The following is a 15,755-nucleotide window of genomic DNA, read 5'->3' as shown; positions in this document are numbered from 1 at the left end:
AAGATAATGAAGAAACTAAAATGTATGATAGTCGTGCTTGTATTATCTCTCGCCGTTTTATCTGGATGTAGTTTGCCGGGACTAGGTAGTAAAAGTACGAAAAATGATGTCAAAATAACTGCATTGTCGACAAGTGAATCTCAAATTATTTCACATATGCTGCGACTATTAATCGAACATGATACGAATGGCAAGATTAAGCCAACGTTAGTTAATAATTTAGGATCAAGTACGATTCAGCATAATGCATTGATTAATGGAGATGCCAATATTTCGGGAGTTAGATATAATGGCACAGATTTAACAGGTGTTTTAAAAGAAGAACCAATCAAAGATCCTAAGAAAGCTATGATGGTGACACAACAAGGTTTTCAAAAGAAATTTGATCAAACTTTTTTCAATTCATATGGTTTTGCGAATACGTATGCCTTTATGGTAACGAAAGAAACTGCTAAAAAATATCATTTGGAGAAAGTTTCAGATTTAGAAAAATATAGTAAAGATTTACGTTTAGGCATGGATAGTTCTTGGATGAATCGTAAGGGAGATGGCTACCAAGGGTTTAAAAAAGAATATGGTTTTGATTTTGGTACAGTAAGACCGATGCAAATCGGATTAGTATATGATGCATTAAGTTCAGGGAATTTAGACGTTGCATTAGGATATTCTACTGATGGTCGAATTGCTGCATATGGTTTAAAAGTACTTAAAGATGACAGACATTTCTTTCCTCCATATGCTGCCAGTGCGGTTGCTACAAATGAATTGTTACGTCAGCATCCAGAACTTAAAAAGATAATTAATAAATTAGATGGCAAAATTTCAACTTCAGAGATGCAACGATTGAATTATGAAGCGGATGGAAAAGGTAAAGAACCAGCAGTAGTTGCTGAAGAATTTCTGAAAAAGCATCACTACTTTGAAAATCAGAAAGGTGGTCATTAATGATGGAAGGAAATTTATTACAGCAATTGTTTCATTATTATGCCATGAATTTTGGCTATCTTTGGGATTTATTTTTCAAGCATTTATTAATGTCGGTCTATGGTGTGCTATTTGCATCGTTAATCGGCATCCCATTAGGTATCTTACTTGCGAGATATACTAAATTATCTGGATTTGTAATTACAATCGCAAATATTATTCAAACAGTACCAGTTATTGCAATGCTTGCTATTTTAATGCTAGTTATGGGATTAGGTGCAGAAACAGTCGTATTAACAGTATTTTTATATGCTTTATTGCCAATTATTAAAAATACTTATACAGGAATAGCTAGTGTTGATGTGAATATTAAAGATGCTGGTAAAGGCATGGGCATGACACGAAACCAAGTATTACGAATGATTGAATTACCATTATCGGTTTCAGTCATTATTGGTGGTATTAGAATTGCATTAGTTGTGGCTATAGGTGTTGTTGCTGTAGGGTCATTTATCGGTGCACCAACTCTTGGTGATATTGTGATAAGAGGTACAAATGCGACTGACGGCACAACATTTATACTAGCAGGAGCAATCCCAATTGCAATTATTGCAATCGTCATTGATGTCCTATTAAGAATATTAGAAAGACGTTTAGATCCCACGACACGTCATAAAAAGTCGCAATCAAAGCATCGACCACAAGGAATAAACATGTAATGTGTGCGGTAGGTTTGGAATAAAATTAAATATTATAAAAGCGTTAATAGAGTCTGGAACACAAATCAATGTTCTAGGCTCTACAATGTTATATTGGTAGTAGTTGACTGAATGAAAATGCGCTTGGAACAAGCTTTTTTTCAATACTGGGGCCCCAACACAGAAGGTGACGGAAAGTCAGCTGTCATTAATGTGAAAGTTGGGGACGGGGCCCCGACGTAGAGAATTTCAACAAGAAATTCAACAGACAATGCAAGTTGGGGGACGGGGCCCCGACATAGAGAATTTCAACAAGAAATTCTACAGACAATGAAAGTTGGGGGACGGGGCCCCAACACAGAGAATTTCAACAAGAAATTCAACAGACAATGCAAGTTGGGGTTACAACAATAAAGCAATACTTTTTCTTTAGAAATTAGTATGTTTTTTTCTTCGTAAAAATGTATGCGTTTACACTAAAATAGCAATAATTATCCTGAAATATTTTGTATAAATAAACTCTAATATTGTAAAAATGCTAAAAATTGAAATGTTTTATTTATAATTATCTGCAAATTTATGATATTGTTTCTTAATATATCATATTAAAAATTTGTTTTTTATAACTTAGGAGGCTTTTCTATTTCATGGACACTTCGAAACAATTTAGAGGTGACAATCGTTTGTTATTAGGTATTGTCTTAGGTGTCATTACCTTTTGGCTATTCGCACAGTCACTTGTCAATCTTGTTGTCCCTTTGCAAACGACATACAGTAGTGACGTTGGTACGATAAATATTGCAGTTAGTTTATCAGCGCTTTTCGCTGGACTATTTATCGTAGGTGCTGGTGATGTAGCTGATAAGATGGGACGCGTTAAAATTACATATGTGGGCCTTATTTTAAATGTTATCGGTTCATTGCTTATTATAATAACGCCGTTACCTGCATTTTTGATTATAGGTAGAATAATTCAAGGTTTGTCTGCAGCATGCATTATGCCTGCGACACTTGCCATTATAAATGAGTATTATATTGGAACACGCAGACAACGTGCCTTAAGTTACTGGTCAATTGGTTCTTGGGGCGGTAGTGGTATTTGTACGTTGTTTGGTGGATTAATGGCTACATATATTGGATGGCGTTCGATATTTGTTGTATCGATACTCTTAACATTATTGTCTATGTACTTAATTAAACATGCACCTGAAACTAAAGCTGAACCGGTAAAAAGTTTGAAAGGTGAAACGAAAAAGTTTGATGTTATCGGTTTAATTATTTTAGTGGTGACAATGTTAAGTCTTAACGTGATTATTACGCAGACATCTCATTTCGGTTTAGTTTCACCAATGATACTAAGTTTAATTGTTATTTTTATCTTGTCATTAATCGGTTTTGTTTACTATGAAAATAAAATTAAATATCCGCTTGTTGATTTTTCTATTTTTAAAAATAGAGGATACAGTGGGGCGACAATATCTAACTTTCTATTAAATGGTGTTGCTGGTGGTGCATTAATCGTCATTAATACTTATTATCAGCAACAATTAGGATTTAATTCATCTCAAACAGGATATATCTCGTTGACATATTTAATTGCAGTATTGTTAATGATCCGTGTAGGTGAAAAGATTTTAACTCAGTTTGGTCCGAAGCGTCCACTATTATTAGGTAGTGGATTTACAGTAATTGGGCTTATCTTATTGTCATTAACATTTTTACCTGAAATGTGGTATATCGTGTCTAGCATTCTCGGCTACTTACTGTTTGGTACGGGCTTAGGATTGTATGCTACACCTTCTACAGACACTGCAGTTGCGAGTGCACCAGATGACAAATCAGGTGTAGCTTCAGGTGTTTATAAAATGGCTTCATCATTAGGAAATGCATTTGGTGTAGCAGTATCTGGTACGATTTATACAGTTTTAGCATCAAATTTAAATTTACATTTGGGCGGTTTTTCTGGCATGTTGTTTAATGTCATATTAGCGGTCATTGCATTCTTAGTTATTCTATTTTTAGTTCCCAAAAATCAAACTAACTTATAATTAAAATATTGAAGATATAAATGGTATAAGGAACTTTACTCGATTTGATTTTGTAGCAAAATTTGAAGTGTTTATGAATCCACACCTAATATTGGACGACAATGTTCAGTATTAGGTGTAATTTTATTGATAATAAGGATATCTTATTATAGTTGTTTGTAAATAATTTTCGAATTGACGCTTATATACGAAAGTAGTATTTTAAAAATGAACGACAACGATGAAGAGGGGTTTACAGTATGAAAATTGCAATTGCTGGATCGGGTGCATTAGGTAGTGGCTTTGGTGCCAAATTATTTCAAACAGGATATGATGTAACACTTATTGATGGATATACTTCTCATGTTGAAGCGGTAAAAGTGCATGGGTTAAATATAACGATTAATGGCGAAAAATTTGTATTAAATATCCCAATGTATCATTTAAATGAACAACCACAAGATAGTATTTATGATATTGTTTTTCTGTTTCCAAAATCTATGCAATTAAAATCAGTGATGGATGCCATGAAATCACATATTAATGATGACACAATCGTCGTATGTACAATGAATGGTTTGAAACATGAAGAAATTATTTCGCAATATGTTGCTGAATCACAAATTGTTAGAGGTGTCACAACATGGACTGCAGGTCTTGAAAGTCCAGGACATAGTCACTTGCTTGGTAGCGGGCCGGTTGAAATAGGTGCGTTAGTTGGCGAGGGTAAAGAAAACGTTGTAAAAGTTGCTGAAATTCTTAACAATGCAGGATTAAATGGCGTTATTAGTCAAGATTTACATCAATCAATTTGGAAGAAGATTTGCGTTAATGGTACAGCAAATGCCTTAAGCACCGTATTGGAATGTAATATGGCAGCATTAAATGAAAGTAGTTATGCAAAGTGTTTAATTTATAAATTGACACAGGAAATAGTACATGTTGCAACCATAGATGACGTTCATTTAAATGTTGATGAAGTATTTGAATATTTAATCGGCTTAAATGATAAAGTAGGTGCACACTATCCTTCCATGTACCAAGATTTGATTGTTAATAACAGAAAAACCGAAATTGATTATATCAATGGTGCTGTTGCAACCCTAGGAAAGCAACGTCATATAGAAGCACCTGTGAATAGATTTATTACGGATTTAATACATGCTAAAGAAAGTCAGCGACAAGCACAAGATTAATTGATGCTTTTAGGTGTGGCTGCGAATTAATGACGACAATGTGAAAATCAAGGTCATTATTAAAAGTGAAATGTAGTAAATAGAGGACAGCAGTAAGGTACTTTCCAATTGAAATTATCTTACTGCTGTTTTTTTATTTATCTTCGGCTTAATCTAGATTTCACGTATATTTATGTCCCGGCCTCTAATAGCATTGTCAAGACAGTTTTTATAATGATACTGTTAACAAATTTGAGGCAAATTATTTGGAAGTCTGGCATGAATTTTGTACACTCATCAAGCAAGTAATTATAAGACAAAATAGAGAAAAGGTGTTTATAATGAGTAAAATTTTTGTGACTGGTGCAACAGGCTTAATAGGTATTAAATTAGTTCAAAGACTAAAAGAAGAAGGGCATGAGGTTACTGGTTTTACTACTTCTGAGAATGGTCAACGCAAGTTAGAAGCAGTTGGTGTAAAAGCATATATTGGTGATATTTTAAAAGCTGATACAATTGAACAAGCAGTAGCTGACTTTAAACCAGAGATAATTATCAATCAAATTACTGATTTGAAAAATGTCGATATGGCAGCAAATACTAAAGTACGTATTGAAGGCTCTAAAAACTTAATTGATGTAGCTAAAAAGCATGACGTGAAAAAAGTCATTGCACAAAGTATTGCCTTTATGTATGAACCTGGCGAAGGTTTAGCAACTGAAGAAACACCACTTGATTTTAATTCAACTGGAGATAGAAAAGTAACAGTTGATGGTGTCGTGGGTCTTGAAGAAGAAACAGCACGTATGGATGAATATGTTGTCTTGCGCTTTGGTTGGTTATATGGACCAGGAACTTGGTACGGTAAAGATGGTATGATTTATAATCAATTTATAGATGGACAAGTAACATTATCAGATGGTGTAACATCATTTATCCATCTTGATGACGCAGTAGAAACATCTATTCAAGCTATCAATTTTGAAAATGGTATTTACAATGTTGCTGATGATGAACCTGTAAAAGGATCTGAATTTGCAGAATGGTATAAAGCGCAACTAGGTGTTGAACCAAGTATTGATATTCAACCTGCACAACCATTTGAGCGTGGTGTGAGTAATGATAAGTTCAAAGCACAAGGTGGCACTTTAATTTATAAAACATGGAAAGACGGCATGAATCCAATTAAATAATCATTTTTTCGTTTAATATATAAAAATAAAGACTTGGTCGAATTGTGGATGATATATTATCAAACGCACGGTTCGAACAAGTCTTTTTATTATGTCTTCGTTATCTTTGTATGAAGGAATAACAGAATTACAATTAATGTACTGAATAATGCAATTAATGTTGTAATTAGTGCTAATTTAATTTCTATTGGTAACCAAGTCAGTACAAAAGACCAATTATTGCTACCTAAAATTAAATATGGCATTGCATAAAGCGCTACTGCTAAAGCAATACATATGCATAATGATAACCAACTCAATACAGCAATCCGTTTTGACCTACGCAAAAGAATTTGGCCATGGCGCATTTGCCAACCACGATAGGTCGTAAATAAAAATGCTAACAATATAAATGTTGTCATAACAGCCGTCACAATATTGAATTGTCCTTTATAATGATTCAGCGTTGAAGCAACAGTAGTATAGTGTGTGTTGTTAACTATTTGTGTATTAAGATGTTCAACTAACTTAGGCACATAGTCAGAATTTAAATTAGCTAGTACGACAATACCGTATGATTTTTTTGGATTGAGTAAAATAAATGATGAAAAGTTATCTAACGTACCGGAATGAAAGACTAAATCTTCATCAGTATTTGTAAACCAACCAGATGCATAGGCATTAGCGTTAGGTTCACCAATAGTTGATGATAAATTTTTATGAGATTGCTGAACTAACTGCTTATATTTATCAGGTGGATTAAGTTGAAATTTAATCCAATGCTCCAAATCTTCTGTCGAAGTCATCATATAAGCAGAAGGTGTATCCCAATGATTAAACTCAGGCTTTGAGACAACAGGGCTCGAACCTTGTAATTCATATCCAATAGCATCATGCTTAGATTTATCATTTGTTTGTTTAAATGTCGTGTGTGTCATATGAAGTGGTTTAAGCCAATGGTCTGTCATATATTGTGTATATGATTGCTTTGTGACATTTTGGATGACTAAGCCTAATAGATCATAATTCATATTTGAGTATTCAAATTCCTCGCCTGGCTTATGGTGAAGTTCGTCTCCCATAATAGCACTCGCCACATCTGTTAATTGATTTCGTTTACTAGTAACAGAATCTTCGCTCGTTATATTACTAGGAATACCACTTGTTTGAGCTAAAAGTTGTTTGATCGTGATGTCTTCATTTTGACCGTCATATTTCATTTTAAAATGAGGGACATATTTTGAAACTGGATCATCTAAGTTTAATTTATTTTGTTGTGCTAATTTTAAAATTGCCAGTCCTGTAAATGCTTTTGTATTAGAAGCAATTTCATATTTCGTTGATGGTGTTGCATTTATTTTTTTCTCAATATTTTGATAGCCGTAACCTTTATTTAAAAAGACTTTACCATTTTTTATAATTAATACAGAAGCACCTGGTATATGACCTTGCTGTAAATCGTGACGAATAATTGTATCAATTTGTTTCTGTGAATCATTTGTTAGTTGCGTCTTTGTGTTACTGTGAATTGACAAGAAAATGATAACGGATATCGCGACTAGAATAATGAATGAGATAGATAGAATATAGAGTTTTTTTATAGTCATAAATGTATCCTCATTTGATAATGGTTTTCCTAATATGTATTGAATTATATTTTATTATAACAGTTCAGAGCAAATTGTTGACTTAGGATGTATATTTACAATATTTTTCGATGCAATATAGCTCGATAAGTGTATAATTACATTCGAAATATCAATAAACGCACTATACTTTTCGACAAGATAAGCGTATAGTGATATCCATCAAAAAGTATAAAAAGGATTAGGAGATTATGTTCAATCAATTTAAAAGACTTATTATAGGGCAACCTAAAAAAAACAGAGAATTAAAAGACGAAAAAATCTCAAAGTTTAAAGGGTTAGCGATTCTTTCGTCAGATGCATTGTCTTCAGTTGCGTATGGGCCGGAACAAATACTAATCACATTGTCTGTAGTAGGTGCAGTTGCGACTTGGTATACATTGCCGATTGCCGGTGCAGTTCTTATTTTATTGGCTGCATTAATTATGTCGTATCGACAGGTAATTTATGCTTATCCTAAAGGTGGCGGCGCTTATATGGTGTCGAAGACGAATTTAGGAGAAAAGTGGGGCTTACTTGCAGGCGGATCATTATTAGTTGATTATATATTGACTGTTGCAGTTAGTATATCGTCTGGTGCAGATGCATTTGTTGCAGCATTCCCAAGTTTATATGACCATAAAGTTTTAATTGCATGTTTACTTGTGCTTTTTATTTTAATATTAAATTTACGTGGATTAACAGAATCCGCAACAGTACTTTCTTATCCGGTTTATTTATTTATTATAGGGTTAGTAATACTTATATTAATCGGAACGATTCGCGTTGCAACTGGTGATATTCAACCACATATGCATGCGTCTGTAGGAACAGCGGTACCTGGTGTTACATTATTCTTATTATTAAAAGCATTTTCTTCAGGGGCTTCATCATTAACCGGTGTTGAAGCTATTTCAAATGCAGTAACGAATTTTAGAGAGCCAAGTGCCAAAAATGCTGTGAAAACGCTAATTGCTATGGGTTCAATTTTAGCGTTTTTATTAGTAGGGATTGTAGGTTTAGCTTATGTATATGGTATTATGCCACAAACTGAAACGACAGTTTTATCACAATTAGCAATGCAAATTTTTGGTGATAATGCTGCCTTCTATTTTGTACAGGCTACCACTGTAATGATTTTAGTGTTAGCGGCGAATACTGGATTTACAGCATTTCCAATGTTAGCTGCGTCAATGTCAAAAGATAAATATATGCCAAGAATGTTTACCGTTCGAGGAGATCGATTAGGTTACTCCAATTCAATTATTATTTTAGGCGTTCTAGCTATAATTTTAATCATTGTATTTGATGGTATGACTGAAAATTTAATTCCATTGTATGCTGTAGGTGTATTTATTCCATTTACATTAGCACAATTTGGAATGGTTATTAAGTGGATACATGAACGTCCGAAGAATTGGGTGAGTAAGTTATCAGTGAATTTACTCGGTGGTATCGTAACATTTATTGTTTTTATGATTTTACTCATAACTAAATTTAGCCAAGTATGGCCGATACTTATATTCTTACCATTCGTGGTGATTTTCTTCTTGAAAATTAACAAACATTATCGCGACATTGCAGAGCAACTTCGTTCAGATATAGATGTTCATAATGTTGAAGTAGTAGATCGTAACTTAGCGATTGTGCCAATTACGAGTATTACTACAGCAGTAGACAAATCGATTTATTATGCACAGATGCTCGCAAATAATGATGTGATTGCTGTACATGTATCATTTGGCGATGAGGATGAAAAGGCATTCCAAGAAAAATGGAAACGACATTTCCCTGATGTAAGATTAGTTATTTTACATTCAGAATATCGTAGTATTATACGTCCGATTTCTCGCTTTATTGATAAGATTAACCGTAAAGCAAATGATCAAAACTATATGATTACAGTAGTGATTCCGGAGTTTATTACGAAGAAGCGTTGGCACAATTTATTACACAATCAAACAAGTTTGCGTATGAAATTGTATTTGATTTACCAAAAGAATGTTAACGTATGTACGATTCCATTTAAACTTAAAAAATAATATGAACATAATAACACCCGCTCATATGAGATGATCATGACATTTTCTCATATGAGCGGGTGTTTTAGTATCTTATTTAGTTTTTGGACTGTAGGGCTAAGACGATTTCATTATAGTTGATGTTCTCGCGTATTTGCGCGGCAACAACATTGTTAATTTTGTTACGACGAATAAGTTCATCTAAAAGATTACGTTGTAAATACAATGCTTCCAATTTGTGATTATGAAAAATAGCTTGTGGAATTATTTGATTACGATTTTCTTGACGTTCTTTGCGACGTTGTGCACGCCATTTTAATGAGCGACTCATATCATAATAATGGTTGATGACTAAACTTACTTCAAGTACATTTGTACTATTCTGCTCTTCTTTTAAGCGTAAAATAATATTATGGTTAACAATACGCATCATTTTTTGAACATCTTTAAAGGCATTTTCATATTCTTGTGCTTTTGTTTCTCTATCAATAGCTTTGTTGTGTTTAAATGTTTTAAGACGCAACCAAAACATTTTAAAGAAGTTAGAAAATTTTTCAATAATTGATGATGTTCGATGAGTTTCAGTGAGTTCAACGATATCATGATAATTTTTAATATCTTGAGATGTCGCTTTACCTTTTTCAATTAATCGTTCAAGTGTTGATGTTTCTATATTCTTTGCTATATCTTCTAAACGTTTCAGTTCTTTCGTATTTTTATTTTCAGGTTCTGAATTTAATAAAAATAACAATTCACCGAAGTATTGATTTAATACTGGACGATAATTCGTATTGTTTTTATCTTTTTTGCTTTCATTATTAAAGTGTTCAATTACTTTTTGAACAATGAAAATTTTGGCAGATTGGTATGTCATACCTTTAAATGAATCTTCTTGAATAGCGGGTGTAATTAAAGGTAATACAATTTGCGCTAAGACTAAGCTGATTAATACCATGAGTGAAGCGATAAATAATAAGTCATTACGATATTCAAATGCTTGTCCATTTGTAATGATGAAAGGTAACGTTAATGCCATAGATAATGAAATTGTTCCATGAATACCACACATAGTCATGATGAAAGCGTAACGTCCACGAGAGGGTGGTGTTTCATGTGAATCATGATCATCATCTAGATATGATTGAATATTTTTCGGGAAATAAAAATCTTTGTACCAGAAATAAACCCAGGCAAATCGACAAACATAAATGGCCAATGCGATTAACACAGTAATTAAAATTAAAAATGAAAAGTTTTCAGGTTCTGTTTTGATAATATCAATAACAACAGTAGGAATCATAAAGCCTAATACAACGAATACAAAACCGTTTAGTGCATAACTAAATGTATTCCAAATTTGATGGTAATTCATTTGAAGTTCTGTTTGCGCTTTAATTAAACGATCGCGTTCTAAACCATGAATAAGGCCAGTTACAACGACTGCAATAATCCCTGAAGCATGAACTTGTTCTGCTAAAAAGTAAACGACAAATGGCGTTAATAATTGAATGAATGTTAATGTGTTATTATCTTTTAAACCTTTATTTGCAGTTAAGTCTACACGAACTCTTACGATGACAAAACCAATGATTGCCCCAATCAATACACCTAATACAGTTGAAATAATAAATTGCTCAACAGCTTGGAATAATGAGAAAGTCCCTGTTACTAATGCTGTAACGGCAATTTTGAAAGAAATGATACCTGCTGCATCATTGAGAAGAGATTCTCCTTCAAGAATCGTCATTGAGCCTTTTGGTAACAACTTTCCACGTGTAATCGCTGATACTGCAACGGCATCAGTTGGACATAGTATAGCAGCTATTGCAAAGGCAGCTGGCATAGGTAATGCTGGCCAAATCCAATGTATAAAGTAGCCTACACCTACAACAGTTGCAAATACAAGTGCCATTGACATTAGTAATATAGGTTTACGATATTCTAATAATTTTGTACGTGACACATGGGTGCCTTCAACAAATAGAAGTGGTGCGATAACGGCGAACATGAATACTTCTGAATTAAATTGGAAATCAACATCTATCGGAATTAAAAATACGATAGCACCTAGTGCGATTTGAATAAACGCAGTAGGGATTTGTGGGAAACGATTATTAATGATTGAACTGATAATGACAGCAAAGATAAATATTAAAAAAGCTTCTAATAACGCCATAGTACACTCCTCAAAATTTTAATAGTTAATATTTTATCATTTTTAAGGCATATTGACATAGACTTATTAAAAAAAGAGATGTTATTTCCACTAAAATTTTCTTAATATAAAAAACTCTAGCATTCATTGAATAAATACTAGAGCTCTATAACTACCTTATTTATTATCATATCTGAAATGACCGCTATCTATTTGACGCTGTTCTTCAGCTAATTTTTCGGCATTCGCTTTATATTTTTTGTAGAAAAAGATTAAGAATATAAACCAGAACGGCGAAATATAGATGGCTGCTCTTGTCTCATCACTAAAGAATAGTAAGATGAATACAAAGAAGAAGAATGCCAAAATAATATAGGCAATCGGTTTACCACCAATTAACTTGAATTTACTATTTTTATGTGCCTCAGGATGCTTTTTCAGATACATAATATAAGCAACAATGATCATCGCCCATACCACTAAAAATAGTACCGTTGATAGTGTTGTAACGTATATGAATAGTTGAATCGCATTAGGAAAAATGTAGTTTAACAATGCTGCAATAAGTAATGCGAAAGATGATACAAACATAGATAAGTATGGTACACCGTGACTGTTTGTTTTATTTAAAACTTTAGGACCTAATCCTTGTTGTGATAAACCAAATAATATTCGACTATTTGAATAAATACCACTATTTGTTGCTGACGCAGCTGCAGTTAGTACGACAAAGTTGACGACACCAGCGGCAAAAGGTACACCAATTAAAGTGAATAGTTTAACGAATGGGCTGCTATCTGGATCGATATCATTCCATGGGATAACTGACATGATTACTAAAAGACCACCAATATAGAATAATAATATACGAATAGGTACATTGTTAATTGCTTTTGGTAATGTTTTTTCTGGATCTTTCGTTTCTCCGGCAGTTACACCAATTAACTCAATACCAATGAATGAATATACAGCAATTTGGAATGACATTAAGAAACCAAACGTTCCTCCGGGGAACATACCACCATGGCTGACTAAGTTTGTGAATGATGCATGTCCATAATGTGTTTTAAATGAGAAAAAGATAAGTACAAGTCCGACGATAACCATCGCAATAATGGTAACAACTTTAATAATAGAGAACCAAAACTCTAATTCACCAAATAATCTGGCACCTAATAAGTTGAAACTTATTAAAATTAAAACAATAAAGAGCACAGTAATCCAGTTAGGTACTTGTGGATACCAAAAGGCAAAATATTGTCCCATGGCAGTTAAGTCAGACATACTTGAAACAATCCAACATAACCAATATGTCCAGCCAATGACAAAGCCACCAAATGGTCCCAAATATTCATTTGCAATATCAACAAATGAATTAAATCTTGTATTGCTCAACAACAATTCGCCTAATGCACGCATAAAAGCGAATAATACAACCCCAATAATCATGTATGTGAATAACAGTGATGGACCAGTTAAAGATATCGTTTGACCTGATCCTAAGAACAACCCAGTTCCAATTGCGCCCCCAATTGCTATCAATTGGATGTGTCTGTTATTCAACTCTCTATGCAATTTTCTTGCCATATTTTTCCTCCTCAGGATAAAGCAAATAAAAAAAGTTGTGTGTAAGCGTTTTCTTATTTATAAATACTAAAGAAATCCATTAAATAAAGCAATTATTTTTTTAAATATAAGAAAAAACATTTGATATGTCTAGTTATGATAACTAAAACTTATCAAGTTTGTGAAAAGATATAAGTTATAATGCAAAAATATAAATAGTCATCGAGAATTAAGCTATTTTGTATCAATCCGCGTTGTCTTGTGACATAATGAATGTCATTTCAATTTATGAAAAGAAGGTATGGGTATGAAGATAGGTGTTATTGCTGATTTACATATTGATCGCCATAATCGATTAAAGCCATTGGATTACTTAAAAACTTTAATAGAAGTTGTTAAAAGTAAAAATATAGATATCTTGTTGATTGCAGGAGATATTTCGAATGATTTTAAATTGACTAGTCATTTTATTGAGCAATTAACGCAAAATTTAGATACATTAGTACGTTTTGTTCCGGGGAACCACGATTTATGGAATACGGAGGACACATCGACACAAGAAATATGGGATAGTTACAAATGTATGTCACAATGCTTGGTTGAACATCCGTATATTATTAATGATGAGTGGGCGATTGTTGGACACACTGCTTGGTATGATTATAGCTATGCTGCGAAACGATTTTCATTAGAACAGTTACAAAAGGGTAAGTATTACGGTGCGACATGGCAAGATAAAGAACGGGTTTCGTGGGGGATATCTGATCAACAACTATCCAAACAAGCGGCAACACAAGTAAGGAAAGATATACAGAAAGTTGGAGCGCGTCGAATCATATTAGTTACGCATGTCGTGACTCATGCTGAATTTATTGTCCCAACGCCACATCGTATATTTGATTTTTACAATGCTTATATTGGGACAAGTGATTTTAATGATTTATACAATTTATTTGATATTTCATATAGTGTGATGGGACATGTTCATTTTAGAAAAAATTTGATTGAAAAAGGTAGGCATTTTGTTTGTCCATGTTTAGGTTATCCTAGACAATGGCGCACTGAAGATATTTACCAGGAAATAAATGAAACAATGCAAATACTTGAAATATAAAATGCGTCTAAGACAAAATGCTCCCTTCAAAGTTTTCATTATCTCAATGTCTACTTTGAAGGGAACATTTCAAAATGTCCTAGACTTTACAATGTTATATTGGCAGTCGTTACTAAAAGAAAATGCGCTTGTAACAAGCTTTTTCAATTCTCTTTGTTGGGGCCCAAAACATAAGAAATACTTTTTCTTTAGAAATTAGTATTTCTTATGCATGAGTTTTACTCATGTATTCTTATTTTTAAGTGAGCTTGGGACATAAAACAATGTCCTAAGCTCTATAATATTATATTGGCAGTAGTTGACTGAATGAAAATGCGCTTGCAACAAGCTTTTTTCAATTCTAGTCAACCTTGCCGGCGGGGCCCCAACATAGAAGGTGACGGAAAGTCAGCTTACATTAATGTGCAAGTTGGGGTGGGACAACGAAATAAATTTTGTGAAAATATCATTTCTGTCCCACTCCCAAGAACCACTACATAATAAATCATTAATGGTTCTCTATCATTTCTGTTCCACTCATACATATAACGTTAATTATGTATGAGTATTTTGTTGGTTGTTTACGATTGTATATGAATGAGGTTGTACATAAATACATTTTCTACCTGGTGAATTAAAACTATATTCCATTTTTTCTTTACGAATTTTAATAATTTGTTTACGGTTAGGGAAAATAGCAGGTAGTACGAGACCACGTCGAATATGACTCCAAAGTGGATCAATATAATAATAGTAATGATCGTCATAACCGATTAATAACGTAACATGTATATTGGATACTTGTTTTGCTGGTTTGTTATCGAAACGAAATACACGTAGTAAAGGCTTTGAGCCAAGGTTTGTGTGATAAATTAACACAGGTTGACCTTGATCGATAATTTTTTTGAGGTCATCTAGTGATTTACCAGTTCCGTCTACGATATTTGGGTTATATTGTTGTAAAAATGGTACATATGCTTCAGGGAAAATAGTTTGATGATAGTTGCCAAGCTTAATAAATAAGTGATGACCAACATATCCTTTATGAGGATTATTCGGGTGTGTAGGCCAATTTTTCATAATTTCTGTTGCAGGGATATGTTGATTATTATATTGCAACATCATAGCGGCCGATACACCTTCGCAACCCATAACCATTGGAATTGGGAATAGTTGACTGATAGGTTTAACTGGTAAAATTTTTCGGTTCATAATGTAATCCTCGCCTTTGTTCTGTAAATATTAATTATAATTATATATCGTAAGTTTGAAATGTCATATCAATTTGTTTGGCATTAT

At 33.2% G+C, this 15,755-nt stretch carries 11 protein-coding genes; 7 read left to right on the top strand and 4 right to left on the bottom strand.

Features of this window, described 5'->3' with window-relative positions; all coding sequences use genetic code 11:
* Positions 1-6 precede the first annotated feature (6 nt).
* From SAMSHR1132_RS12075 to SAMSHR1132_RS12050, 5 genes are all read left to right on the top strand, one after another.
* A complete protein-coding gene (locus SAMSHR1132_RS12075; protein WP_000734093.1) occupies positions 7-945 on the top strand; it encodes an osmoprotectant ABC transporter substrate-binding protein in 939 nt (312 codons plus the stop codon).
* Between the two features lie 2 nt (positions 946-947).
* Entirely contained in the window at positions 948-1,643 is a 696-nt protein-coding gene (locus SAMSHR1132_RS12070) for an ABC transporter permease (RefSeq protein WP_031787198.1), read from the top strand.
* A gap of 626 nt (positions 1,644-2,269) precedes the next feature.
* Positions 2,270-3,670: an MFS transporter gene (locus tag SAMSHR1132_RS12065; RefSeq protein WP_000381277.1), complete on the top strand. Its 1,401-nt coding sequence runs from the start codon at positions 2,270-2,272 to the stop codon at positions 3,668-3,670.
* Between the two features lie 239 nt (positions 3,671-3,909).
* Entirely contained in the window at positions 3,910-4,845 is a 936-nt protein-coding gene (locus tag SAMSHR1132_RS12060; protein WP_000684064.1) for a 2-dehydropantoate 2-reductase, read from the top strand.
* A gap of 320 nt (positions 4,846-5,165) precedes the next feature.
* Positions 5,166-6,017, top strand: a complete 852-nt coding sequence (locus tag SAMSHR1132_RS12050; protein ID WP_000034525.1) for an NAD-dependent epimerase/dehydratase family protein — start codon at positions 5,166-5,168, stop codon at positions 6,015-6,017.
* An 89-nt stretch (positions 6,018-6,106) separates the two neighbouring features.
* Here the strand turns inward: SAMSHR1132_RS12050 and SAMSHR1132_RS12045 are convergent, their stop codons facing one another.
* A complete protein-coding gene (locus tag SAMSHR1132_RS12045) occupies positions 6,107-7,603 on the bottom strand; it encodes a serine hydrolase FLP (RefSeq protein WP_000152894.1) in 1,497 nt (498 codons plus the stop codon).
* Positions 7,604-7,833: 230 nt separating this feature from the next.
* Between SAMSHR1132_RS12045 and SAMSHR1132_RS12040 the strand changes: the two genes are divergently transcribed.
* On the top strand, positions 7,834-9,663 hold the full coding sequence (locus SAMSHR1132_RS12040; RefSeq protein ID WP_000483057.1) for an APC family permease: 1,830 nt from the start codon (positions 7,834-7,836) through the stop codon (positions 9,661-9,663).
* 76 nt (positions 9,664-9,739) lie between these two features.
* On the opposite strand, the gene SAMSHR1132_RS12035 is transcribed toward SAMSHR1132_RS12040, so the two are convergent.
* Entirely contained in the window at positions 9,740-11,818 is a 2,079-nt protein-coding gene (locus SAMSHR1132_RS12035; protein ID WP_001185672.1) for a cation:proton antiporter, read from the bottom strand.
* Positions 11,819-11,974: 156 nt separating this feature from the next.
* The gene (locus tag SAMSHR1132_RS12030) at positions 11,975-13,384 is read right to left on the bottom strand and encodes an amino acid permease (RefSeq protein WP_000101547.1); all 1,410 of its coding nucleotides are present in this window, start codon (positions 13,382-13,384) and stop codon (positions 11,975-11,977) included.
* Positions 13,385-13,670: 286 nt separating this feature from the next.
* Here SAMSHR1132_RS12030 and SAMSHR1132_RS12025 point away from each other — a divergent pair, with 286 nt between their 5' ends.
* The gene (locus SAMSHR1132_RS12025) at positions 13,671-14,477 is read left to right on the top strand and encodes a metallophosphoesterase (RefSeq protein WP_000690424.1); all 807 of its coding nucleotides are present in this window, start codon (positions 13,671-13,673) and stop codon (positions 14,475-14,477) included.
* A 534-nt stretch (positions 14,478-15,011) separates the two neighbouring features.
* Here the strand turns inward: SAMSHR1132_RS12025 and SAMSHR1132_RS12020 are convergent.
* The gene (locus SAMSHR1132_RS12020) at positions 15,012-15,668 is read right to left on the bottom strand and encodes a C39 family peptidase (RefSeq protein WP_001080274.1); all 657 of its coding nucleotides are present in this window, start codon (positions 15,666-15,668) and stop codon (positions 15,012-15,014) included.
* Between the last annotated feature and the right edge of the window lie 87 nt (positions 15,669-15,755).

This window comes from Staphylococcus argenteus (genome assembly GCF_000236925.1).
GTDB lineage: Bacteria > Bacillota > Bacilli > Staphylococcales > Staphylococcaceae > Staphylococcus > Staphylococcus argenteus.
This window is presented reverse-complemented; position numbering and strand designations above follow the sequence as displayed.